A 22,456-nucleotide genomic window follows, 5' to 3' on the forward strand; every position below is an offset into this window, starting at 1 on the left:
AGCCTTCGGGAGCCTACAGCTGGGGCTGACGCAGGAACTCGGTCAGGCTCAACGGGTCCCGGCCGGTCAGCGTATATACATCCGGTGAGAGCCCGGCGAGTTCCCCGCCAGCAATGGCGGTATAGGTGCTGACCCAGGCATCCACCTGCCACGGCGGTGCCCCGTAGGATTCCCGGGACGCGTAGGCTTCTTCAACTGTTTCCGGGTGGTAGGTAATGCTCCGCCCTGTTTCGGCGGTGAGGACTTCTGCGGCGTGCCACAGGGTCAGCTCCGCTGGCCCGGTGAGGTTGTAGGTGGTCCCCTCGTGGAGCGCTGGGTCCCTCAGCACCGCCACCGCACACCGGGCAATATCCTCGCGGGAAACGGCTGAGACGACGCCGTTCCCCGCTGGCCCGCGGATCACGCCGTCTTCACCCGCAAGGAGCGGCAGGAAGTCCAGGTAGAAGTTGTCCCGTAGGAAGGTGTAATTCATGCCCGAGGCCTTGATCCGCTCCTCGGTGGCGTAGTGGTCGCGGCCCAATGTGAACACCGAATCGGGCGCGGCTCCGTAGAAGGAGGTGTACACCACGTGTTCCACGCCGGCGGCTGCAGCGGCATCGATGAAGCTGTAATGCTGCTGCAGCCGGTCCTCGGCCTCAGCCGCGGACACCATAAACAGGACCTTGGCTCCCTCCAACGCCTTGGCGGACAAGACAGCATCCGCATAGCTGAACACCAGCGGCACTGATCCTTCAAGCTCAGGTGCGCGGCCGGTGTCGCGGACAAGCAGGCGCTGGGCCTGGCCCACCTCCGCGAGTTGGCGGGCCACCATCCCGCCCAACCCTCCGGTGGAGCCGGTGACAGCGAGATCGGACAGGGCCGGAAGGGAAGCCAAGGGGATCCCCTTACGCTTCGCGGGTAGCGGGTGACTTCGTCTTCGCCGGATCGCGCTCCGCGAGCGAGCCGATGGCGTCGTCGATCTTCTTCAGCACGTCGGGCTCGAGGGTCACCCCTGCTGCGGCCACGCTGTCGGCGATCTGTTCCGGGCGGGACGCGCCCACGATGGCCGAGGCCACGTTCGGGTTCTGCAGGACCCAGGCCACCGCAAGCTGCGGCATGGACAGCCCTGCCTCCTCCGCGATGGGCTTGAGGGCCTGGACGCCGGTGAGAACGTCATCGCGCATCCAGCGTTCGATCATTTTGGCCCCGCCCTTATCGTCTGTGGCGCGGCTGCCCTCAGGTGCAGGCTGGCCGGGCAGGTATTTTCCGCTCAGTACGCCCTGCGCCATGGGAGACCAAACGATCTGCGAGACGCCCAGTTCTTCGGACGCCGGCACAACCTCAGCCTCGATGACCCGCCACAGCATGGAGTACTGCGGCTGGTTGGAAATCAGCTGGAAGCCCAGTTCCTTGGACAGGGCGTGGCCTTCGCGGAGTTGCTCCGCCGTCCATTCGCTGACACCGATGTAAAGGGCCTTGCCCTGCCGGACGATGTCGGCGAACGCCTGCATGGTCTCTTCCAGCGGCGTTTCGAAGTCGTAGCGGTGGGCCTGGTAGAGGTCCACATAGTCAGTTTGCAGCCTGCGCAGCGAGCCGTTGATGGACTCCATGATGTGCTTGCGGGACAGGCCCAGATCGTTCTTTCCCTTGGGGCCGGTGGGGCCGAAGACTTTGGTGAAGATCTCCAGCGATTCGCGGCGCTCGCCCTTCAGCGCCTCGCCGAGGACGGTTTCCGCGGCAGTGTTGGCGTAGACGTCGGCCGTGTCAAAGGTGCTGATGCCGGCGTCGAGCGCTGCCCGGACGCACTGGGTGGCGACGTCGTTCTCCACCTGGGAGCCGTGGGTCAGCCAGTTGCCGAACGTGATTTCCGAGACTTTGAAGCCGCTGTTTCCGAGGTATCTGAATTCCATGGTTTCCACGCTAACGGAGTTGGTTGCTCAGGGTAAGGGCTGGACGGGGCGTGGATGAGAAATGCCCGACGGCGCTGCGCCGGGTTCCGGCGCTCAGCGGCGGCGGAGTTCCGCGTACTCCAGCGACGGGACGACGGCGCCGGCATCGCGCTCCACGTAGTTGGTCCCGGGCGGTACCAGCTCATCGATCGCATCCAGGACCGGCTCGCTCAGGAGCGTGTCCGCCGCCTTGAGGTAGGCCTGGAGGTGGGCTTCCGTGCGGGGGCCGATGATCACGCTGCTCACCGCAGGGTGGTTCAGTGCGAAGCCGACGGAAAGCTCCACGAGGGAGATCTCCAGCTTGTCCGCCAGCCTGGCCAGCGAGTCCGCCGCCAGGAGCTTGCGTTCGCTGGAGGGCCCGGAGATGTCATAGCGGCCCGGGAGGGAATGCACGCGGGTGGGCGGTTTGCCGGCGTCCAGGACAAAATCGCCGGACAGCCAGCCGCCGGCCAGCGGACCGTAGGCGAGCACGCCGAGGCCGTACTGCTGGGCGATGGGGAGGACGTCGCGTTCGTTGCCGCGGACCAGCATGGAGTAGGGCACCTGGTTGGCCACGGGCGGGATCAGGTGGTTGGTGGTGGCAAGCCATTGCGCCTCAACCAGCTGCGCCGGGGTGAAGACCGAGGTGCCGTAGTAGAGGATCTTGCCCTGCCGGATGAGGTCGTTCAGGGCCGTGATGGTCTCCAGGACGTCCGTGTTGTAGTCCGGCCGGTGGGCCTGGTACAGGTCGATCCGGTCGGTCTGGAGCCTGCGGAGGCTGCCCTCCACGGCCTGCATGATCCAGCGACGGGAGTTGCCGGAGTGGGCGGGGTTGGGGCTCATCTGCCCGTGGAATTTCGTGGCCAGGAAAATGTCGTCGCGGCGCCCGCGGATCGCCCGGCCCACTACCTGTTCCGATTCGCCCTGCGAGTAAACGTCGGCGGTGTCCACCGCGGTGATGCCGGCATCCAGGGCCGACTGGATGATGCGGATGCTTTCGTCCGCGCCGGTGGGTGCGCCGTTTGCAGCGCTGCTGTCCGAGGCGCTGCCGGAGCCTTCGCCGAAGTTCATGGTGCCCAAGGTGAGCGGGCTGATGGGTGTGCCGGACCGGCCGAACACCCGAAGTTCGCTGAGGCTCATCCCCGGCTCCTCACGGTCAATTCCCCACGCGGATTGCTGTGGATCGTCACGACGCTACACACATTCGGCGGAGCGGAAACGAATCCTGCCTTAGTACTTCGCTTTTCGTAGCGGGGCGTAACGCGGCCCGGCGGCGTGACGAATTATGAACCTTCCGGCTGGTGCCTGAGCTCAGTTGTTGTTGGCAGGCAGCTTGGCCTTGAGGAGCTTCGCGTGGCCGTTCAATGACATGAGTGAGCCTGTGTCCAGCGGGGAGAGCGGCGCCGAAGACGGCGGCTTCGTAAACGAGCGGGCCGCCGGAACGTCCAGGTGCAGCGCAGACTCCACGAGCGGGGCCACCGCTTCCAGCTTTGCTGCCGGCAGGGATGGCGCAGGGAGTTCGCGGACCGTCACCTTGATCTCGGGGGCGGCGGCCCGCGCCCGCGCCATGGCCCGGGCATCGGCGTCCGCGACGGCGGCCGCCCAGTCCTCGGCCAGTACTGGCGGTTCGCGCCGGGCTGCAGGGAGCAACGGGTGACGTGGCTTCGCGGGGGCGGGGGCAGCAGCAGCGTCGTCGTGCGCGGTATTGGCGGCATTCGGCGGCTGTCCGGTCTCCCCGGTGAGGCGGGCCAGGGGAAGGGTGTCGTTCTTGGGGAGCCGGCCAAACAGTGCCTGCACGGTCAGTACCAGGAACCGCCCCACGCCCGCGAGGACCAGGGTCAGGACGACCAAGAGGAACAGGCCCAGGAACATCAGGAATGCCAGTCCCAGCGTGCCGAAAAACGTCAGGTTGAGAGCGATCGTTGTTGAATCTCCCACGTCATCACTCCAATCTGCCAGCGGCGGAGCCTGTGCCGGGACCCATCACCACGGGCACCAAGCCCCTGCACTACCTTACGGACTATTTTTCGGACACACGCCCGGTTGCGGGGGTGCGGCCGAGGTTGTTTCGAAGCTGTTACCCGATATGACAACCCGCCATGCCGCCCATTTCCGCCGCCTATAGTCGGTAGGGAACCAAGGCAGCCGAGATGCTGCGAAGACCACCGCCAAAGGAGCACCCTTGCGCACGAACCCAGAAATTGCCGGCAACTGCCCCTGCCTGTCGGGCGAGGCGTACAGCGAGTGCTGCGGGCGCTTCCACAACGGCGGAACGGACGCCGCCACGGCCGAGCAGCTGATGCGCTCGCGCTATTCCGCGTTTGTGCTGCTCAACGCGGAATACCTCAGAAAGACGTGGCATTCGAGCACCCGGCCGACTGACCTGGAACTGGACCCGGTCATGGAGTGGCGCCGCCTGGACATCGTCTCCACGCACCGCGGCGGCCCGCTGGACACCGAGGGCATTGTGGAGTTCAAAGCGCATTTCCGGCACGACGGCGAACGCGGAGTCCACCACGAAACCAGCCGCTTTGTGCGGGAAAACCGGCGCTGGTACTACGTGGACGCCGTCGCTTAGCTTTCGTTGTAGCTTTCGTCCGGAGTGAACCCTGCCCGGTCCACCTTGCGATGGAAGTGCATGCCGGCCAGGCCGCCGAGCACGGCACCTACAAGCGCAACCAGAGCCACCACGACGGCGGCGATGATGCTGGTGACTGTCAGCTCGCCTTCGTTGATGGGGATCCGCGGGAAGCTGTTGAGGTTGGCAAGGACGTTGAACTGCTGCCCTGCGATGAGGCCGAGCAGCGCCACCACGACGGCGGCGATCAGTGCCCAGACCCACACCATCATGCCTTGCTTCGCGCCGTTGAACCGCGCCATCCGGCCGGCCACGTAGCCTCCTGAATAGTAGGAGACGAACAGGATCACCAGCAGGGCGATGATGCCCACCAGCCCCACGGTGCCGTTGGTGGCCATCTGGTGGACGGCCTCGTTGACGTCCGTGTTGCTCGCCAGCCCCACCGCGGTGCCCGCTGCGGCAACAAAGGCCGTCAACAGGACAGCCATGCCGGTGGCCGCCAGCCAGCCGAAAAAGGCCGAGCCCACCTTCACGCCGCCGAACTGTTCCTTCTCGCGGGCCACAGCGGTCTGCCGGTCAGTCAGGCGAGGATCCGTCAGGCGCGGGTCTGCCGCCGGAACGCCGCCTGACGGTTCTGCGGCGTATGGTTCCGCCGCGTAGGCAGGCTCAGCGTTCGGCCGTCCAACGTCCCGCTGGTCAACGTCTGGCCGTCCGATGTCCCGCTGTCCAACGTCCCGCTGTCCAACGTCCCGCCGTCCAACGTCCCGCCGTCCAACGTCCCGCTGCGTTTCGTTCTCCTGTTCGACATAAGGCCGCTCAGCATAAGGCTGCGGCTGATCCAACGCCCGCGTGGGCTCACCGCCGGCGAAGGATGCGTCACGATCAGTTTCGCTCCGCAGATTCTCCTTCCGGGCGCGCCGCGGAAGTCCGTCCCCTGGTTCCATGTGGTTGCTCATGACTCAACTCAACCACTGGTCAGCGGCGATAACAAGGATGCTTACTATTTGCTAGCGGTAGGTGCGGTGCAGGTTTTCCTTCGTGGACGCCCCGGGTGTGGCGTCCTGGATCCACGGGCCGGTGCCCTCGGACTGGTCCAGGATGCCGGCCTCCAGCCAGGTGTAATCTCCGGCCAGGACCTTTCCGGCAAGCGCGTGATCGGCGTCGTCGGTGTTGCGCCACAGCTGGTCAAAGTATTCGTCGATGCGGACGCGTGACTGCTCGCAGAACGCCTCTGCCAGTTCGTAGGCGCCCGCCGCATGTTCCGGGGAAGTACGAAGAAGCATCTCGGCCCGTGAACAGCACGCCGCCATGGCGAAGAGTTCGGCGCCGATGTCCACCACACGGCCCAGGAACGCCTGCTTGTATTCCAGCTTCGCCTGCCAGCGGCCCATGCCATAGAACGTTTGCCGGGCCAGCCGGCGCGACGTCCGTTCCACAAAGCGCAGGTGCTTGGCCAGCCGGCCGAAGTCGCCGTAGGAGCGTGGGTCCATCCCGGCGCCGGCAACGAGTTTGGGCAGCCACTTCGCGTAAAAGCCTGAGGCCCCGACGGCGGCCCTCGCTTTATCCTGCAGGCTCGCATCCATGGAGGCAAGGTCGCCGGCAGCGGCAAGGTGCGCGTCCACGGCTTCGCGGGCGATGAGGAGCTTCATGATCTCCGAGGAACCCTCGAAGATGCGGTTGATCCGGAGATCGCGCAGCTGCTGTTCCGCCGGAACCGCGCGTTCCCCGCGTGCCGCCAGCGATTCTGCGGTCTCAAAGCCCCGGCCGCCGCGGATCTGGACCAGCTCATCGGCGATTCGGCAGCTGATCTCGGTGGACCACAGCTTGGCCAAGGCTGCCTCGATCCGGACGTCCTTCTGCCCGGCGTCGGCAAGCTCGGCGGACAGTTCAAACACGGCGTCGAGGGCGAAGGCGGATGCGGCAATGAAGGCGATCTTCTTGCCCACGGCTTCGTGTTTGCCCACCGGCTGGCCCCACTGGGTGCGGGCGTTGGACCATTCCCGCGCAATTTTCAGGCTCCAACGTCCGGACGCCACACACAGCGCCGGCAGCGAGAGCCGGCCTGTGTTCAGCGTGGTGAGCGCGATCTTCAGGCCCTGCCCCTCGCGTCCCAGCCTGTTAGCCGCGGGCACCTTGACCTGGTGGAACCGGGTCACGCCGTTTTCAATGCCCCGCAGTCCCATAAAGGTGTTGCGGTTCTCCACCGTGATGCCGGGGGAGTCCATCTCCACCACGAACGCGCTGATGCCGCCCTTGTGGGCCGTGCCATCCGCATCGGTGTGGGCCGGCACCAGGGCCATCACCACCACCAGTTCGGCGATCACCCCGTTGGTGGTCCAAAGTTTGACGCCGTCCAGAACGTAGGCCCCGCCGTCGTCCGCGGGAACTGCGGTGCTGCCCATCCGGGCCGGATCGCTGCCAACGTCCGGTTCGGTCAGCAGGAAAGCGGTGACGGCCCCGGCGGCGCAGCGCGGTAGGTATTCGCGTTTCTGCTCAGCGGTGCCAAAGACCTTCACGGGTTCCGGCACTCCGATGGACTGGTGCGCCGAAATCAGGGCACCGAGGCTGGGGTGGACGCTGCCCAGCAGCGCCAGCGCCCTCCCGTAGTACACCAGGGACAGGCCGAGCCCGCCGTACTCCTGCGGAATCTTCATGCCAAAGACGCCAAGGTCCGCCAAGCCGCGGATGTAGTCGTCCGGGATTTTCGCATCCCGCTCGATCACGCGGCCGGACATGGTGCGGGCGTATTCGGTGAGCCGCTCCATGAAGGCTTCGCCGCGTTCCACATCCTCTGCCCGGGCCTTCGGCCAGGGGTGGATCAGGCCGAGGTCAAAACTTCCCAGGTACAGTCCCTTCGCAAAGCTGGGCCGGTCCCAGCCGGTCTCCCGGGAGGCCTCGGCGAGTGCCCGGGCATCCGCTGCGGTGGCTTCAGGACCGATGTTGCCCGCGTCGACCGGGACGTCAGCGTCCGGAGCGTCGATGGGAGGCGCGTCGGGGGCAGCTTTGGTGGCGGGACTGTCAGTGGCGGAGCTCATGAGGTATCTCCTTCGCCGGATGGCCGGTTCTAGCCATGGATCCGCCGGGTTGGAGAACCCTTTAGCTGTCTCCCAACATTACCCGCGGGTAGCTTCCGGTACTAGGGGAGGGCTGCCCTTGAAAGTCCCCGGGAAGCTCCACGCTCGCGGCTTGATGCACCAGCCGGTCCCAGCCCTGGTTGATGCCGTGGACCACTGCCAGCAGCGACGTTGACACGAGGTACCAGGCCAGCTTGCCCACCCCTACCAGGACCAGGGCAAGAAATCCTGCGGTCAGGACGAAGGCCACCAGGGCCAGCGCGAACAGGATGGTGCCGATAAACACCATGGTGTAGATCTCCACTGAACTTAAGTCGAACTGCATTGTTCCCCCTGTGCCATTGCCACGGTTGAGTCAGTAGGACTGAGCGTAGGGGCTGCCGGGCATTCCCAACCAGACGCCGCCGGTCAGGAGAGCGGGTTGATACGGGATCGCAATGCTACCCGGGGGTAGGTCACGGGGTGGTCGCGGACTGCCTGCACGCTCCCCACCCAACGTGGGGTCACTTTGCGCTCAATTTTGCTCCCGGATCGGGCGTTTTGTGACCCCGCGTTGGTTGCAGGGGCTGCTGCGTTAACCTTGTAGTTGGCAGTTTTTCCTGCCCAACTCATCCCCCAGCAGCTCAAGGAGAGTGCGTGCCCCGCTCCGCCAGGTCATCCGCTGACGCCATCAGCGCCCGGCTCCGGGACCTCGAACTCCTCACCAAAGGCCCTGCCTGGGCGCTCACGCGCTCCGCTCCGTGGGTCATCGCCGTGCTGCAGGCGTCCTTCACCCGCACACGTCCGCAGCTTCCGCTCGAGGAGTTCCACGCCGACGTCGACTCCTTCCTTGAGCAGTTGCGGCGCCAGGATCCGGGCGGCGCCGCCGTCGGGTCTTCCACCGGCAGAAACTACGCGGACGAATGGACGCGCAAGAACTTCCTGACCCGCCGCAACCAGTCGGGGCAGATCGTGTACGAAGTCACGGAGCCTGCCGCACGTGTGCTCGCCTTCCTGGACAGCCTCTCCAGCGAGCGGTCCACCCTGAACGGATCCCGGCTGGGAACGCTGCTCGGTGACGTGGAGAAGCTCGCCAACGAAACCAACCCGGACCAGAGCGCCCGGCTTGAATCCCTTGAGGAAGAGATCGGGGAGCGGCAGCAGCTGATCCAGGACATCAGCAGCGGTGATTTTGACGGGCTGCTCGATGACGATGAAGCCGTGGAGGCCGCCGGCAACATCCTGGACCTCGCCGCGAGCCTGCCCGCCGACTACAAAAAGATGCGCGACCGCATTGAAGAACTGGTGGGCGAACTGCGCAACCAGATCATCGAGGAGTCGCTCAGCAAGGGAGCCACCATGGCCCAGGTCCTGGAAGCGGACAAACGGCTCCGGCAGAGCCCCGAGGGCAGGACCTTCCGTTCCTTCACCGCGTTCCTGGACGACCCGCAGCAGCAGATGCGGTTCCGCTCGGCGATCGGCGAGGTCCTGAGCCGGCAGTTCGCCGATGACCTTTCGCCGGAGGACCGCGAAACCCTCAAGAACCTGGTGGCCGAGCTCCGCCACCAGCATGGCCAGATCCAGCGCATCTACGGCAAGCTCAGCGAAAGCCTGAACACTTACGTCCAGAGCGACGACTTCCGCCAGTCCGTCCGGCTCCGGAAGGTCCTGCGCGAGGCCGAGCAGGCCATCAGGTCCCTGCCGTACGAACGTGAACGCGCCGGCCTGGTCCGGGGCCCGGTGTTGTTCAATGCAGGCTTCGAATCGCTCGCCATGGTCAAGCTCTATGACCCGGACGAGTTCGCCGTCCCGCCCAAACTCGCGGACCCCATCGCCTTCAGCGATTCGGACCGCGTGCGCTCGCCGCGGACAGGCAAGGCGCGCCCCGAGGCCATCCGTGCCGCCGTCGCGGGTGCCGCCACCCTGGCCGAGGCCTGGGCGCAGTTGCCCGCCGAAGAGCAGCACATCAACTCCATCCGCGCGCTCCTCGGGCATGCCCTCCAGGAAGGCGCGGCCTTCGACCGCGAAACCTGGGACGGCCTGGACTTCGAACAGATCGACGGCACAACCCGCAAGGCGTACCTGCCGGTGGTCACCCTCAAGAAGGATTCATGATGACTGAAGAAAACACGACGGCGGCAGTTCCGGTCGTGGAGCGCAGCGGTGGCGTTACACCGCGCGACACGTTCGTCGACGGCGCCGCCCTGTTCCCGGGCGACACCGGCGTGCTCTCGATGAAGGTGCGCCAGGCCCTGGTGAAGCTGCTGAAGGGCCCGTACATCGACGGCGGGCGGGACGAGAAATTGTGGACCACCCTGCTGGATAACCAGCTGATCCTGCGCAGCCGCCTGTCAGAGCTCTTCCTGACCCTGCAGCTTGACCATGAGCGCAAGATCGCCGTCCTGCGCCCGGTGGACCCGGACGCCATCGGGGGCAGCACGCGGTCCAGCATCCTCCGCCAGCAGCGGGCGCTCAGCCGGGTTGAGACCATTGTGCTGCTCCGCCTGCGCCTGCTGCTGGACCGGCACGTCACGGCCCAGACCGATCCCACCATCACGCGCGAGGAAATCGCAGACCTCGTGGCCCACTACCAGCCCGCCGGCCAGCAGGACGCCCTGCGTGATTCGGACGTGGTCAACCGTGCCATCACCAAACTCCTGGCGCGCCAGCTGCTCCTCACCACGGGCCTGGACGACGTGTACGCCATCTCAAACGCCCTGCCCCTGGCGCTGCCGTTCGAAAACATCGGCGACATCCCGGCCCAAATCGAAGCCCTGGTGGCAGCCACAACCGATCCCGCCGGCACCGAACCGCTGCTGGAAATGGACAACGACACAGAGACTGAAACCACCGAAACCGTGGAGGACAAGTGAGCGTCGCAGCCATGCTCCCCATGGGCGAGCTCACGAACCCGGGCCAGATGCGGCTTGCTCTGGTGCAGGTGGTCAACTGGGGAACGTTCCACGGCGCGCACACAATGCACGTGGACCGCAACGGAACCCTGCTGACAGGCAACTCCGGCGTGGGCAAGTCCACGCTCTTTGATGCCATGCTGCGGGTGTTCGACGCCCGGCCGCGCTCCAACGAGGCCGCCGCCCAGCGTGCCGGCGGGGCTGTGGAGGACAAGAGGACCACCTTCACCTACATGCGCGGCAAAGTGGGCGACAAGGCCGTGGGCGAGGGCTCGGCCAGTGCATTCCAGCGCCCCGGTGCCACGTGGTCCGCCGTCGCGCTGACGTTCGACAACGCCGCGGGCACCCGCGTCACCGTATCGGCACTGTTCGATGTGCCCAAGAACGGGACGGAGTCCAGTGTTGGACGTTTCTACCTGATCGACAACAAGCCGTTGGACCTGCCGGCCATTGAGGACATCGCGGAGAAGCGCTTCACCAAGGCCACGCTGGAGTCGGTCTTCCCGGACGCCCAGATTTTCGACGTCCACAAGGCCTTCGCGGAGCGGTTCCGCCGGCTGCTGGGGATCAACTCGGACCAGGCCCTGCCGTTGCTGCGCGTGATCCAGGCCGGCAAAGGACTGGGCGGCAGCGTCAACACCTTCTTCCGCGACCAGGTCCTGGACGCCCCTGCCACCCTTTCGGCGGCGGATTCGGTGGTGGAGGAATTCAGTAACCTGATGTCCATCCGGCAGCGGCTCGAGGATGTGCGGCAGCAGCGCGACCAGCTTGCCCCCGTGCCCGGCCTGAACAAGGATTACGCGCAGTCGCTGCTGGACGCCAACCGGCTCCGTGAGCTGGCTGGGGAGGAGTTCGAGGCCTACAAGCAGCAGCTCGCGGTCACCGTGCACCAGAAAACCCTGTCCCGCATCAAGGAGTTGGCCCAGGCCAAAGCCAAGGAACTGGGCGCGGAACGCACGGTCCGTGACGGCCTCGCCAAAGAACTGCGCGAGCTCGAGATCGATTACAACAACCAGGGCGGCAACGCGATCTCCGCGATCGAACAGTCGCTGGAGAATGCCAGGGTTGGCCTGCGGCTCCGGGAACAGGTGGAGGAAGCAGCGCGGAAGGCCCTGTCCGACGCCGGCCTGCAGCTTGACTGGACCGCCGAGGGCTGGGAACAGGCCCACGAGCAGGCGGCGGCCAGGGCTGCCGAGCTCAAGGACGATTCGCAGGCCCTGCAGGACCTCCGCTTCGAGGCCTTCGACGGCCACGCCACCAAGAAGCGCGAGCTGGCGGCTGCCCAGCAGGAACTCGTCTCGCTGAAGACGCGCAAGTCCCTGCTGCCGCCGTCGAGCATTGAAAACCGGGCGGCGATTGCCGCGGCCACCGGCGTCCCGGAGGACCGGATGCCGTTTGGCGGCGAGCTCATTGACCTCGCCGAGGGCGAGGAGCAGTGGCGGCCCGCCGCCGAGCGCGCGCTCCGGAACCTGGCCACCACGCTGCTGGTTCCCGGCGAACACTTCGCTGCGGTGACCCGCTACCTGAACGACAACAAGGTGCGCGGCGCCCTGCGCGCCGTGGACGTGTCCAAACCGCTCGCTGGCGGCGCCCTCGCCGTGAAGGACGCGCGCGACGGCGACCTGCTCACCAAGCTGGACATCCTCGCCAGTGGCGCGGTGGCCGACGCCGGGGAATGGATCCGTGAGCGGATCGCCCTCGATTTCGCGTACCCGTGCGTGGAGGACCCGGACGAGCTGGCGAAGCTGGACAAGGGCCTAAGCCTGGGCGGTGTGGTCAAACGCAACCGCCACACCGTGGAAAAGGACGACCGCTTCACCAGCCGCCAGGACTACGTGCTCGGGTTCGACAACGCCGCCAAGCTGGAACTCGTGGCCGCCCAGGTGGAGGACCTGCAGCAGGAACTGGCCAAGGCGGCCGAGCTTGCCCAGAGCCGGGAAGAGTCCCACCAGGGCATGAGCCGCCAGCTCGACGCCCTCCGCCGCATCGCCGAGGACCACCGCCCCTGGGAACAGGTGTCCGCCGCGGTGGCCGCCGAGGAACTCACCAGGATTGAGCAGCGGCTCAAGGACGCCCTAGCGGCGCAGGCGGACCTGGAACCCCTGCGGGCCAACATCGAGACTGCGCGGCAGAAACATCAGGCGAGCACCGAGGCGGCGGCCGTCCTGCAAAGCGAATACAAGGCACTGGACCGCCAGCTGAGCACTGCCGATTCGCTGCTGGAAGCCGCGCGTGCCCGCCTCGCCCAGGCGCCGCCGTCGGACGCTACCGTCACCGCGTTGGAACCGTACTTCACGGACTTCGGCGACGTCAGCGAGATGCATGAGCTGGACAACCTGGCCAACCGCGTCCGCACGGCCCTGCTCGGGGAGCTGCACACCGCCGAGACGCGCGGGCAGGCCACTTCGGAGCGCCTGACCCGCATCTTCGAGGGCTTCGTACGCGAATGGGGCTCGGCGATCTCGGCGGACCACGGCACCTCCATCGGCGCGGCGGGGGAGTTCGAGGCCCGCTACCACGCCATCGTCAGCGACGGCCTGCCCGCACAGGAGAGCGAGTTCCGGCAGTTCTTCAACCAGCGCACGCACGAATCGTTCAGCACGCTGCTGCACCTGCTGGACGAGGAACGGCGCTCCATCACCAGCCGCATCCTGCCCCTGAACGGCATTCTGTCGGAGGTCAACTTCCACGAGGGCAGTTTCCTGGAACTCGACATCAAACAGACGCTCCCGGCCACGGCGAAGCAGTTCAAGGACGCGATCCAGAACGCCCTGAAGGCCCGGCACACGCGGCCGGCCCGCAGCGGCTCCGCCATCGAAACCGACGATGACGCCGAGCTCACCGCGCGCTACAAAACCCTGGAAACGCTTGTGAAGCGGCTCGGATCGTCCACGCCCGAGGACCGGCGCTGGCGCGCTGAAGTGCTGGACGTGCGCGGCCACCTGTTCATCCAGTGCAAGGAACACCGGGAGGTAACCGGACCGGGCGCGAAGGGCGGGAAGCGCACCGAGGTCTACATGCACGCCGATACCGGCTCCATGTCCGGCGGCGAGCGGCAGCGGTTCACGGCGTTCATCATGGCCGCGGCGCTGAGCTACCAGCTAGGCATCGCCGAGCAGGGCTTCACCACGTACGGCACCGTGATGATGGACGAGGCATTCGTTTTGGCCTCCGAGGAATTCGCCGGTGCGGGCATCAAGGCGCTGCACGAATTCGGGTTCCAGCTGCTGCTGGCTGCACCGGAAAACGTGATCGACCTGTCCCGGCACCTGGGCTCCGTCACGGAAATCCTCCGCGATAAGCGCACCAACCGCTCCGGCGTGCTGACTGCCCCGGTGATCCGGCGCCGCCCCCGCTCGGAGGGCGAATGGCGGTCCGAGGCCAACCCGGTGGACATCGTCCTCCGCTAACCCGGACGCTCTCTCACTTAATGTGGGTTTTTTACCATCGCTCTCTCACTTTCTTGAGGAAAGTGAGAGAGCGATGGTGTTTTTTCTGCGTTAGCTGATAGAGCGTTTGGGAATTTCCCGCATTAAGTGAGAGAGCGTTTCAGGGGGTGGGGGCGGGCGGGGCGACGGCGTCGATTTGGGCCTGGATGATTGCGCCGAAGTGGGCCACGAGATCGTCGAACTCCCAGTGGTCGAACAGGCCCAGGGTGCGGAACGTTTCGCCGAAACCGGTCATCAGGGCGATCACCGTGGCGGCCTTGCGCCGGCCCGGTGATGTGTCCCCGATGACGCGGGCAACGGCGGTGAGGTAGCGTTCGCGGATCTCGGACCGGGCAGTTTCGGGATCCGGGGCGTCCTGGACGGCGAACGGGATCATGGCCCACGGCTCCTGCGTGCCGCGTTCCCGCCGCATCAGTACGCGGAACACCAGCGCCCTGCCGAGTTCCGACGTCGGGACGTCCAGGTCCGTGAGCAGCGATTCGTCCGGTTGCGCCGCGGCGAAGAGTTTTTCCTTGGAGAGGAACAACTTCATGACCAGGGCCGCCGAAATGCCGGCGTCGGCGGCGATGTCCCGGACCGTCACGCCGCGGTATCCCCGTTCGCCGAAAAGGCGCCTGGCGGACTGCAGGATGGCGTCGTGGCTGGGGCTGCTCATGCCCGCACCGGGTCTCCGGCGTCCACGGCGGGCGCGGCGAGGTCCAGCGTGACGGAACGGTTATCCACCGCCAGCTTGCCAGCCAGTGCCTGATGGGTCACGGGATGCAGCATGGTGACCACATAGCGGCCGGCCGGCGGCAACGGAAAGGCGTACGTGCCGTCGTCATTGGTATGGGTGGTTGCCAGATGCTCGCCCGTGGCCTGCAGCAGCGTCACCATGGCGCCGGGCACCGCGCTGCCGCCAACACTGACAGTGCCGCTCAGTTCCAGGCGCTTCCCCAGGAGGAAGTTGTGCTGGAGGGTGCGGCCGTCGAAGTCGAAGACCTGGGCCAGCGGCGCCCAGCCGCCCGCGTTGGCCACCACGAGGTATTTCCCGGCGCCGGGCAGCGCCACGGAATAGTTGCCCTCCGCGTCCACGCGGCTCCAGTCCACCGGCTCGCCGTCGGTCTGCATTACGGTGACGACGGCGGGCGTGAGGGGGCGGTGGTCCGCCGCCAGGACGCGTCCTTGGACCACGAGTTCGCTGACCGCGCCGACGGGCACCGCCGGGCGGGGTGCTGCCAGGCGCGGGATGAACACCGCGGCAAGGATGGACCCCGCCGAGGCCAGGGCCGCCATCCAGAAAACATCCTTGAACGCATCAAAGGAAGGAAGGTGGGCAGCGCCTACCGTGATGGTCACCGAGGTGAGGACGGCGGCGACGGCGGCGCTTGACGTCGACGTTCCGATGGACCGGACCAGGCTGTTGAGTCCGTTGGCCGACGCCGTCTCCGTGATGGGCACAACGCCCATGATCAGGGTGGGCATGGCGGCGTAGGCGATTGCCGTTCCGATGCTGACCACAGTGGAACCGATAATGACCGAGGCGATGGAGTCATAGAAGAAGACCCGGCCCACGTAGCCGGCAATCATGACAGCAGCGCCGGCAATCAGTGCGGTCTTGCCACCAAAAACACGGATCAGGCGTCCGGAAACAGGTGCGAAGATCACCATGGCGAGCCCGGACGGCACCATGCACAGCCCGGCCGTGATGACACTGAGCTCGAAGCCGTAGCCGGTGGTGGCGGGCAATTGGAGCTGCTGCGTTGTGAGCAGCATGTTGGCGAACATGGCGAACCCGATGAGCAGTGAGGCCAGGTTGGTCATCAGCACCGGACGGCGGGCGGAGGTCCGCAGGTCAACCATCGGGTGGCTGACCTTGAGCTCGTAGGGGACCCACATGGCCAGGAGGACTACAGCGCTCAGGAACAGCAGCAGGACCGGCTCGGAGCCCCAGCCCCAGGAGCCGCCCTTGGAGATGGCCAGCAGGAGGGCCGCCAGCGCGGCGGACAACACCACGGCGCCGGCGTAGTCGAAGCGCCCGGGCGTGCGGACCTTGGATTCGGGAACCACCAGCATCACGGCCAGCAGCAGCAGCGTCCCGGCCGCCCCGGATACCCAGAAGATGGACTCCCAGCCCAGCTGTTCGTAGAGCACGCCGGCCAGCGGCAAACCCATGGCGCTGCCGATGCCGAGGGTGGCACTCATCAGTGCCACCGCCGATCCCATCTTTTCCTTGGGCAGTTCGTCGCGCATGATGCTGATGCCCACGGGAATGAGTGCCGAAGAGAACCCTTGCAGGGCCCGCCCGATGATGAGCCACAGGAAAGATCCGCCAACTGCGGCCATGATCGAACCGCCCACCATGATGGCCAGGCAGATCAACATCATTTTTCGCTTGCCGTACATATCCGCACTGCGGGACACGATCGGTGTCGCCACCGCACTGGATAGCAGCGTTGCGGTCACCAGCCAGGAGGCGTCGTCGGCCGTTACGCCCAGGATGCCCGGGAAGTCCGGAAGCAGCGGGACCACCAGTGTCTGCATGAGGGACACCACCGTGCCGCTGAGCGCCAGGACTGCGGTGATGAGCGACGGCGCTGGGTTGCGTTGGGGACGGGCGGCGGTGGTACGGGGCATCTGCTGCTTTCGAGGGGGAGCGGGGCGTGGGAACCGGGGGCAGGAACGCGGCCAGCATCACGAGCGGTGCGGTGAACGGGCGTTTACCCTCTATCTAGTGAACCATCGTTCACCCCCAGGCCGCAATCTGGGGGCCGTGTTCGCCGTGTCACACACCCGAGTACGCAACCCCTGCCAAACGCTCTCTCACTTGATGTGGGTTTTTTCCAAACCCTCTCGCACTCCACGCTGTCGTCCGACGTTAACCCTGGCTTTTCTTTCGCCCGTTATGGTGGGACGGTGTGCGCTGATTCTTTGCTTCCTTCGAGTGGTCGGCGCGTTTTTGTTGCTCTTGGCGATTCCTTCACCGAGGGAGTCGGGGACCGGGACGAGCGACTGCCCAACGGGGTGCGGGGCTGGGCTGACCGGGTGGCCGAGAAGCTGGCCAAGGCCGACCCCGGCTGGGAATATGCCAACCTGGCTATCCGGAGCAAGCGGCTGCGCCATGTAGTGAGCGAGCAGCTGGAGCCAGCGCTGGCCATGGATCCGGCGCTGATCACCCTCTACGCCGGCGGCAACGACATCCTGGACATCGGCACGGACATGGCCGCCCTCATGGATGACTACGAAAAGCTGGTGGTGCGGCTGGCCGGTAGCGGGGCAACGGTGGTCCTCTTCACGGGTTTCGACGTCAAGGTGTCCGCCGTGCTGGAGCTGCTGAAGAAGCGGAACACCATCTACAACCAGCGGGTGCGGGAAATCGCCGCCAAGTACGGCGCCGTGCTGGTGGACTACTGGTGCCTGGATGCCTTCCATGACCAGCGGATGTGGGACTCGGACCGGCTCCACATGTCCAAGGCCGGCCATAAATACCTCGCTGGGCAGGTGCTGGACCAGCTCGGCGTGCCGCACAAAATTCAACCCAAGGAATGGGAGCCGCTGCCCAGGCTAAGCCTGCGCGAGTGGGAACAGCGGCAGCGGCGCTGGGTCAACGACTGGGTGTTGCCACTCTTTGGCCGCAAGATCAGGGGCATCACACTGGGGGATGCGCTAAGCCCGCGTTGGCCGGAACCGGTCAAGGTACCGCGGAAGCGTGGCCTCAGGAAGATCGCGGAGAGACGCGCAGGGGCGAACAAGACCTAGCCCATCCCGGGCCAGGCAGGCACCGCTAGCGGCGCTGGGTGCTCTGCCGGATAACCAGTTCGGGAGTGAACACCACCTGGCTGTGCACGTGTCCGGGCTCGCCGTCGACTTCGTCGAAGAGGAGCTGGGCGGCGCGTTCGCCGATCAGATGCCGCGGCTGGCTGATGGAGCTGAGCGGGATGCTTGATTGGGACGCAAAATCTATGTCGTCGAATCCGATAATTGCGATGTCCGCGGGCACCCGGAGCCCGTTGGCAGTGAAGGACTGCAGGAGTCCGAGCGCCAGTTGGTCGTTGGCTGCAAACACGGCGTCCGGCCGCTTCGAAGGCTGGAGGTTGCCGATGAGATCGCCGATCCGGCGCCCCCGCTCAAATTTCAGATCGGGCGTTTCGAATAATTGAATACCGATCCCTGCCTCCGCCGCAGCCTCGGTAGCACCCCGGTAACGGTCCTCGACCTGCTGCAGCGTCAACGGACCGCCGACGAACGCCGGGCGCACCGAACCGATGTTCAGGAGATGGGCCATGGCTGTTGCGCCGCCGGCGACGTCGTCAACCGAAACCGAGCAGAACTGGTCTGCTCCCGCGAGCCGGTCAACGAGAACGGAGGGAATGCCCCGGGAACGCATGACTTCAAGCCGTTGAAGAACCTGGCCGAACGGGGTGATCAGGACGCCTTGGACCCGCTGCTGCTCAAACAGGTCCAGATACGCCAGTTCCCGCCCGGCGTCCTCGGCGCTGTTGGCCAGGATCAGGGAATGCTTGTGCTCTTCCGCGACGTCTTCGGCCCCGAGCGCCACATCGGTGAAGAAGGGGTTGCGGACGTCCAGCACCAGCATGCCGAGGCTCCGGGTGGACCCGGACCGAAGCGACCGGGCTGATTCGTTGCGGACAAATCCCAGCTCATCGATGGCGGCCAGCACGCGGCTTCTCTTGGCAGCCGAGACTTGTTCCGGCCGGTTGAGGACATTTGAAACAGTGCCGACGGAAACCCCTGCAAGGGCTGCGACATCCTTCAGCTTCGAACCCGGGGCGCCGGCCACTGAAACCTCCAACCTATGAATCGAATCAATTCCCTCATCAAGGTTACTTCGTTCTCCCATGCGGGTGCCCTGTTGCACTCTTGACACGCAACAGACACACGCTCTACCGTGTGAGGAGGTTCACTTATGAATCGATTCATTACAAAGGAGTAACCGACATGGCCGAAGCACAGGACGCCAAGGTTCGGAGCATCCGAAGCGCCGAGGTTCCTCTTCTGGAACTGCGGGATATCCACAAGTCCTTCGGAGCTGTTCACGCCCTGCGCGGTGCCAGCCTGAGCCTGTACCGCGGTAAAGTCACGGCATTGGTCGGAGAAAACGGCGCCGGCAAGTCCACCCTCGTGAAGGCTCTCGCGGGGCTCCACCAGCAGGACCGCGGCCAAGTCCTGCTGGACGGCGAAGAGGTCTCATTCCGTGACCCGCTCCATGCCCGGGAGGCGGGGATTGCGGTCATCTACCAGGAGCCCACCATGTTCCCGGACCTCACCGTCGCAGAGAACATCTTTATGGGGCGGCAGCCGCTGCGCTCCCTGCACCGAATCGACCGGAAGGCGATGCGCCGGCAGGCCCTGGAGCTCTTTGCCCAACTGGGGGTCAAGATCGATCCTGACCGCGTTGCGCAGGGACTCTCGATTGCTGACCAGCAGGTAGTGGAAATCGCCAAGGCCATTTCGCTCGAGGCGCGTGTCCTGATCATGGACGAACCGACGGCGGCGCTCAGCGGCGTCGAAGTTGACCGGCTTTTCGCCGTCACCCGGACCCTGCGGGCCCAGGGGGCCGCAGTATTGTTCATCTCGCACCGCTTCGACGAAGTGTTCGCGCTGGCGGACTGGATCACCGTAATGCGCGACGGCGCGCACGTCGCCACCGCGCCGGCCTCCGAACTGACGGTCGACGGCGTTATCCGGCAAATGGTGGGCCGCGACGTCGCTTCACTGTTCCCGAAGCAGGAAACGCAAATCGGAGCCACCGCCCTTGAGGTGAAGGGACTCAGCCGCAAGGGCGTCTTCTCGGATATTTCCTTCACCGTGAAGGCCGGCGAGATCGTCGGCCTCAGCGGCCTTGTCGGCGCCGGACGTTCTGAGGTGGCCCGGGCCGTATTCGGTATCGACAAATACGATGCCGGCGAAGTGCTGGTCCGTGACGTGCCGCTCAAGTCCTTGTCCCCCCGGGCATCGATGGAGGCCGGGCTCGCGTTCGTGCCGGAAGATCGGCGCAAGCAGGGCCTCGTCATGGAGCTGACCGTGAGCCGCAACCTGACGCTGACTCTCCGGCGCAAACTGAGCCGTTTTGGCCTCCTCACCAACCAGGCCGAAGCCCAGGCCACCACGGAGTGGGCCAAGAAACTCCAGATCAAGGCGGGGTCCCCTACGTCCCCGATCTCAACTCTTTCAGGCGGAAACCAGCAGAAGGTCGTCCTGGGCAAGTGGCTGGCCACCGGTCCCCGAGTCCTGATCATCGACGAACCCACCCGCGGAATCGACGTCGGCACTAAATCCGAAGTGCACCGGCTCATCTCCGAACTGGCGGGCACGGGCCTGGCCGTCCTGATGATCTCCTCGGAATTGCCCGAGATTCTGGGCATGTCGGACCGCGTGCTGGTGATGCACGAGGGACGGATCACCGCAGAACTCAGCCGCAAGGACGCCACGGAGGAATCCGTCATGACGGCCGCCACCGGAGTCGACCCGAAAACCAAGGAGACAACAGCGTGACCACCCTAACCCTGCAACGTCAGCCTTCCATGGCATGGCTGGGGACGTTGACCCGATCACGTGAGTTCAGCGTGTTCCTCGCGCTGGTGATCTTGATCGCCGTCACAGTCGCCGCCAATCCCCGGTTCCTGAGCGGGCAGAGCATCAAAGACCTCCTGCTGAACTCCTCGATCCTGGTGATCCTCGCCGTCGGTCAGGGGATCGTGATCGTGACGAAGAACGTGGACCTTTCGGTCGGTTCAGTCCTCGGGCTGACTGCCTTCGCCACAGGAAAAATCTTCATCGCGGTGCCCGGTCTTCCCGTGATCGCCATGCTGATCATCGGCATCGCTATCGGTGCCATGCTGGGAGCCATCAACGGAGCACTGATCGCCGTGGCCAAGGTACCGGCCCTGGTGGTTACCCTGGGCACCCTGTACATCTTCCGCGGGGTTGACTTCGCCTGGGCCCAGGGCCAGCAGATCAGCCCGTCTGACCTGCCGGCAGACTTCCTTGCCCTCGGTGCGGGCGCCCTGCTCGGATTCCCCTACCTTGCCCTGATCGCCCTCGCGGTCGTGCTGGCTTTCGGGCTCTACCTGAGAAACCTGCGCTCCGGACGCGAGTTCTACGCCATCGGTTCGGACGTCCAGGCCGCCCGCCTGTACGGAATCCGGGTCGGCCGGAAGGTGTTCACCGCCTTCGCCGTCTCCGGCGCCCTTGCCGGACTCGCCGGGGTGATCTATGCAGCCAAGTACGGCAACCTGGACGCGACGGCGGGCCAAGGCCTGGAACTGAACGTCGTGGCCGCGGCTGTGGTTGGCGGGGTCGCCATCGCCGGCGGTGTCGGCACGGTGTACGGGGCGGCGCTTGGCGCCGTCCTCCTGACCACGATCACCTCCGCCCTTCCGGTCCTCGGAGTTTCCCCCTTCTGGCAGCGAGCGATGATCGGCGTCTTGATCCTGGCCTCGATTGTCCTGGACCGATACCTTGCCCTGCGCACCGAGCGCCGTCTGAGAGGACACGATTCACATGCTGGTTGATACAGCACCGCCGGCAGCAGAAACCCGCCGCCCTCCCCGCCTCGGCTTCCTGCGCAGCTGGGACACCGCGATCATCCTGGCCCTCGTGGCCAGCGTCATCGTCGCTTCCCTGACCGTGAGCGGATTCGCCACCTCACGCAACGTCGGTTTCCTACTTATCGATGTGATCCCGGTCCTGCTGCTGGCCCTGCCGATGACACTGATCATCGTCACCGGCGAGATCGACCTCTCAGTGGCCAGCGTGGCAGGGTTCGTCAGCTGCGTGTTCGGAGCGCTCTGGAACGCCGGCATGCCGATGGAGACGATCATTCCCGTGTGCATCGTCATCGGCGCCGTGTCCGGGGCTGTCAACGGATTCCTGGTCTCCGTGGTCGGCCTGCCGTCGTTGGCCGTGACCATCGGCACCCTGGCGCTGTACCGCGGGCTCGCCTTTGTTGTCCTCGGTGACCAGGCGGTCACCAGCTTCCCGCGGGCCATCACCACGGGCCTGCAGGCAAAGATCGGGTCCACAGGCATCCCCGTCTGGATCCTGCCGGTCGTACTTCTCGTTATCGTCTTCGCGGTCTTCCTGCACTTCACCGGCTTCGGCCGCGCCCTGTTCGCCATCGGCTACAGCGTGGACGCCGCACGGTTCTCGGGAATCGGGGTCGCACGGACCAAGTTCTGGCTCTTCGTCATCTCGGGCGTCGTCGCAGCAGTGGTCGGCGTGTGGTGGACCCTGCGTTACGGAAGCGCACGCGGAGACAACGCCACGGGCCTCGAACTGTCCGTCATCGCGGCGGTACTGCTAGGCGGCGTGTCCATTTTTGGTGGCAAGGGTACCCTGCCGGGTGTTGTTGCCGGCGTCGGACTCCTGGCCATCCTGCGCAACGCCCTCCAGCTGGCCAGCGTCCCCGAGGACACGCTGTCGATGCTCACCGGCGGCCTCCTGATCCTCGCCGTCGTCGCCCCCAACGCCATCACCTCTTTCCGATCCCTCACCCGCAAAGATTCAACGACCTGACCACCGCCCGCATCTAAGCAACAACGACGTTCAGTTGAAA

18 protein-coding genes are annotated in these 22,456 nt (G+C 65.7%); 8 read left to right on the forward strand and 10 right to left on the reverse strand.

What is annotated here, in order from left to right; all coding sequences use genetic code 11:
- Positions 1-13 precede the first annotated feature (13 nt).
- The 4 genes from AB4Y73_RS19365 to AB4Y73_RS19380 form a co-directional block, all read right to left on the reverse strand.
- On the reverse strand, positions 14-874 hold the full coding sequence (locus AB4Y73_RS19365) for an SDR family oxidoreductase (protein ID WP_441874122.1): 861 nt from the start codon (positions 872-874) through the stop codon (positions 14-16).
- A gap of 10 nt (positions 875-884) precedes the next feature.
- A complete protein-coding gene (locus tag AB4Y73_RS19370; RefSeq protein ID WP_441874124.1) occupies positions 885-1,889 on the reverse strand; it encodes an aldo/keto reductase family protein in 1,005 nt (334 codons plus the stop codon).
- A gap of 93 nt (positions 1,890-1,982) precedes the next feature.
- Positions 1,983-3,047 (reverse strand): aldo/keto reductase, encoded by a 1,065-nt coding sequence (locus AB4Y73_RS19375; RefSeq protein ID WP_441874126.1) that lies wholly within the window; start codon positions 3,045-3,047, stop codon positions 1,983-1,985.
- A gap of 171 nt (positions 3,048-3,218) precedes the next feature.
- The gene (locus tag AB4Y73_RS19380) at positions 3,219-3,845 is read right to left on the reverse strand and encodes a hypothetical protein (protein ID WP_441874128.1); all 627 of its coding nucleotides are present in this window, start codon (positions 3,843-3,845) and stop codon (positions 3,219-3,221) included.
- Positions 3,846-4,089: 244 nt separating this feature from the next.
- Between AB4Y73_RS19380 and AB4Y73_RS19385 the strand changes: the two genes are divergently transcribed.
- The gene (locus tag AB4Y73_RS19385; protein ID WP_441874130.1) at positions 4,090-4,485 is read left to right on the forward strand and encodes a YchJ family protein; all 396 of its coding nucleotides are present in this window, start codon (positions 4,090-4,092) and stop codon (positions 4,483-4,485) included.
- On the opposite strand, the gene AB4Y73_RS19390 is transcribed toward AB4Y73_RS19385, so the two are convergent.
- From AB4Y73_RS19390 to AB4Y73_RS19400, 3 genes are all read right to left on the reverse strand, one after another.
- Positions 4,482-5,441, reverse strand: coding sequence for a TIGR04086 family membrane protein (locus AB4Y73_RS19390; RefSeq protein WP_441874132.1), 960 nt, complete (start codon positions 5,439-5,441; stop codon positions 4,482-4,484). The two genes, AB4Y73_RS19385 and AB4Y73_RS19390, sit on opposite strands and share 4 nt — an antisense overlap.
- Before the next feature lie 51 nt (positions 5,442-5,492).
- Positions 5,493-7,520 (reverse strand): acyl-CoA dehydrogenase family protein, encoded by a 2,028-nt coding sequence (locus AB4Y73_RS19395; protein WP_441874134.1) that lies wholly within the window; start codon positions 7,518-7,520, stop codon positions 5,493-5,495.
- 61 nt (positions 7,521-7,581) lie between these two features.
- Complete coding sequence (locus AB4Y73_RS19400) at positions 7,582-7,884, reverse strand: hypothetical protein (RefSeq protein WP_441874136.1); 303 nt, start codon at positions 7,882-7,884, stop codon at positions 7,582-7,584.
- Between the two features lie 311 nt (positions 7,885-8,195).
- Between AB4Y73_RS19400 and AB4Y73_RS19405 the strand changes: the two genes are divergently transcribed.
- Genes AB4Y73_RS19405 through AB4Y73_RS19415 form a run of 3 tightly spaced genes read left to right on the forward strand, consistent with a single transcriptional unit; the run spans position 8,196 to position 13,860 of the window.
- Entirely contained in the window at positions 8,196-9,653 is a 1,458-nt protein-coding gene (locus AB4Y73_RS19405) for a DUF3375 family protein (protein ID WP_441874138.1), read from the forward strand.
- Positions 9,653-10,411, forward strand: a complete 759-nt coding sequence (locus AB4Y73_RS19410) for a DUF4194 domain-containing protein (RefSeq protein WP_441874140.1) — start codon at positions 9,653-9,655, stop codon at positions 10,409-10,411. The genes AB4Y73_RS19405 and AB4Y73_RS19410 overlap by 1 nt, the downstream gene beginning before the upstream one ends.
- The gene (locus AB4Y73_RS19415; protein ID WP_441874142.1) at positions 10,408-13,860 is read left to right on the forward strand and encodes an ATP-binding protein; all 3,453 of its coding nucleotides are present in this window, start codon (positions 10,408-10,410) and stop codon (positions 13,858-13,860) included. The genes AB4Y73_RS19410 and AB4Y73_RS19415 overlap by 4 nt, the downstream gene beginning before the upstream one ends.
- A 139-nt stretch (positions 13,861-13,999) precedes the next feature.
- On the opposite strand, the gene AB4Y73_RS19420 is transcribed toward AB4Y73_RS19415, so the two are convergent.
- On the reverse strand, positions 14,000-14,554 hold the full coding sequence (locus AB4Y73_RS19420; protein ID WP_441874144.1) for a TetR family transcriptional regulator: 555 nt from the start codon (positions 14,552-14,554) through the stop codon (positions 14,000-14,002).
- Positions 14,551-16,515: an MFS transporter gene (locus AB4Y73_RS19425; protein WP_441874146.1), complete on the reverse strand. Its 1,965-nt coding sequence runs from the start codon at positions 16,513-16,515 to the stop codon at positions 14,551-14,553. Before AB4Y73_RS19425 ends, AB4Y73_RS19420 begins: the two co-directional genes overlap by 4 nt.
- A 279-nt stretch (positions 16,516-16,794) precedes the next feature.
- Between AB4Y73_RS19425 and AB4Y73_RS19430 the strand changes: the two genes are divergently transcribed.
- Positions 16,795-17,637, forward strand: a complete 843-nt coding sequence (locus tag AB4Y73_RS19430) for an SGNH/GDSL hydrolase family protein (protein WP_441874148.1) — start codon at positions 16,795-16,797, stop codon at positions 17,635-17,637.
- A 25-nt stretch (positions 17,638-17,662) separates the two neighbouring features.
- Here the strand turns inward: AB4Y73_RS19430 and AB4Y73_RS19435 are convergent, their stop codons facing one another.
- A complete protein-coding gene (locus AB4Y73_RS19435; protein ID WP_441874150.1) occupies positions 17,663-18,679 on the reverse strand; it encodes a LacI family DNA-binding transcriptional regulator in 1,017 nt (338 codons plus the stop codon).
- A 158-nt stretch (positions 18,680-18,837) separates the two neighbouring features.
- Between AB4Y73_RS19435 and AB4Y73_RS19440 the strand changes: the two genes are divergently transcribed.
- From AB4Y73_RS19440 to AB4Y73_RS19450, 3 genes are read left to right on the forward strand one after another with little or no spacing between them, the layout of a single operon-like run.
- Positions 18,838-20,394, forward strand: a complete 1,557-nt coding sequence (locus AB4Y73_RS19440; RefSeq protein ID WP_441874152.1) for a sugar ABC transporter ATP-binding protein — start codon at positions 18,838-18,840, stop codon at positions 20,392-20,394.
- On the forward strand, positions 20,391-21,413 hold the full coding sequence (locus AB4Y73_RS19445; protein WP_441874154.1) for an ABC transporter permease: 1,023 nt from the start codon (positions 20,391-20,393) through the stop codon (positions 21,411-21,413). Before AB4Y73_RS19440 ends, AB4Y73_RS19445 begins: the two co-directional genes overlap by 4 nt.
- Entirely contained in the window at positions 21,403-22,416 is a 1,014-nt protein-coding gene (locus AB4Y73_RS19450; protein ID WP_441874156.1) for an ABC transporter permease, read from the forward strand. Before AB4Y73_RS19445 ends, AB4Y73_RS19450 begins: the two co-directional genes overlap by 11 nt.
- Positions 22,417-22,456: the final 40 nt, after the last annotated feature.

Origin of the sequence: Pseudarthrobacter sp. TAF60_1, from assembly GCF_052113505.1 — a bacterium.
Taxonomy (GTDB): domain Bacteria; phylum Actinomycetota; class Actinomycetes; order Actinomycetales; family Micrococcaceae; genus Arthrobacter.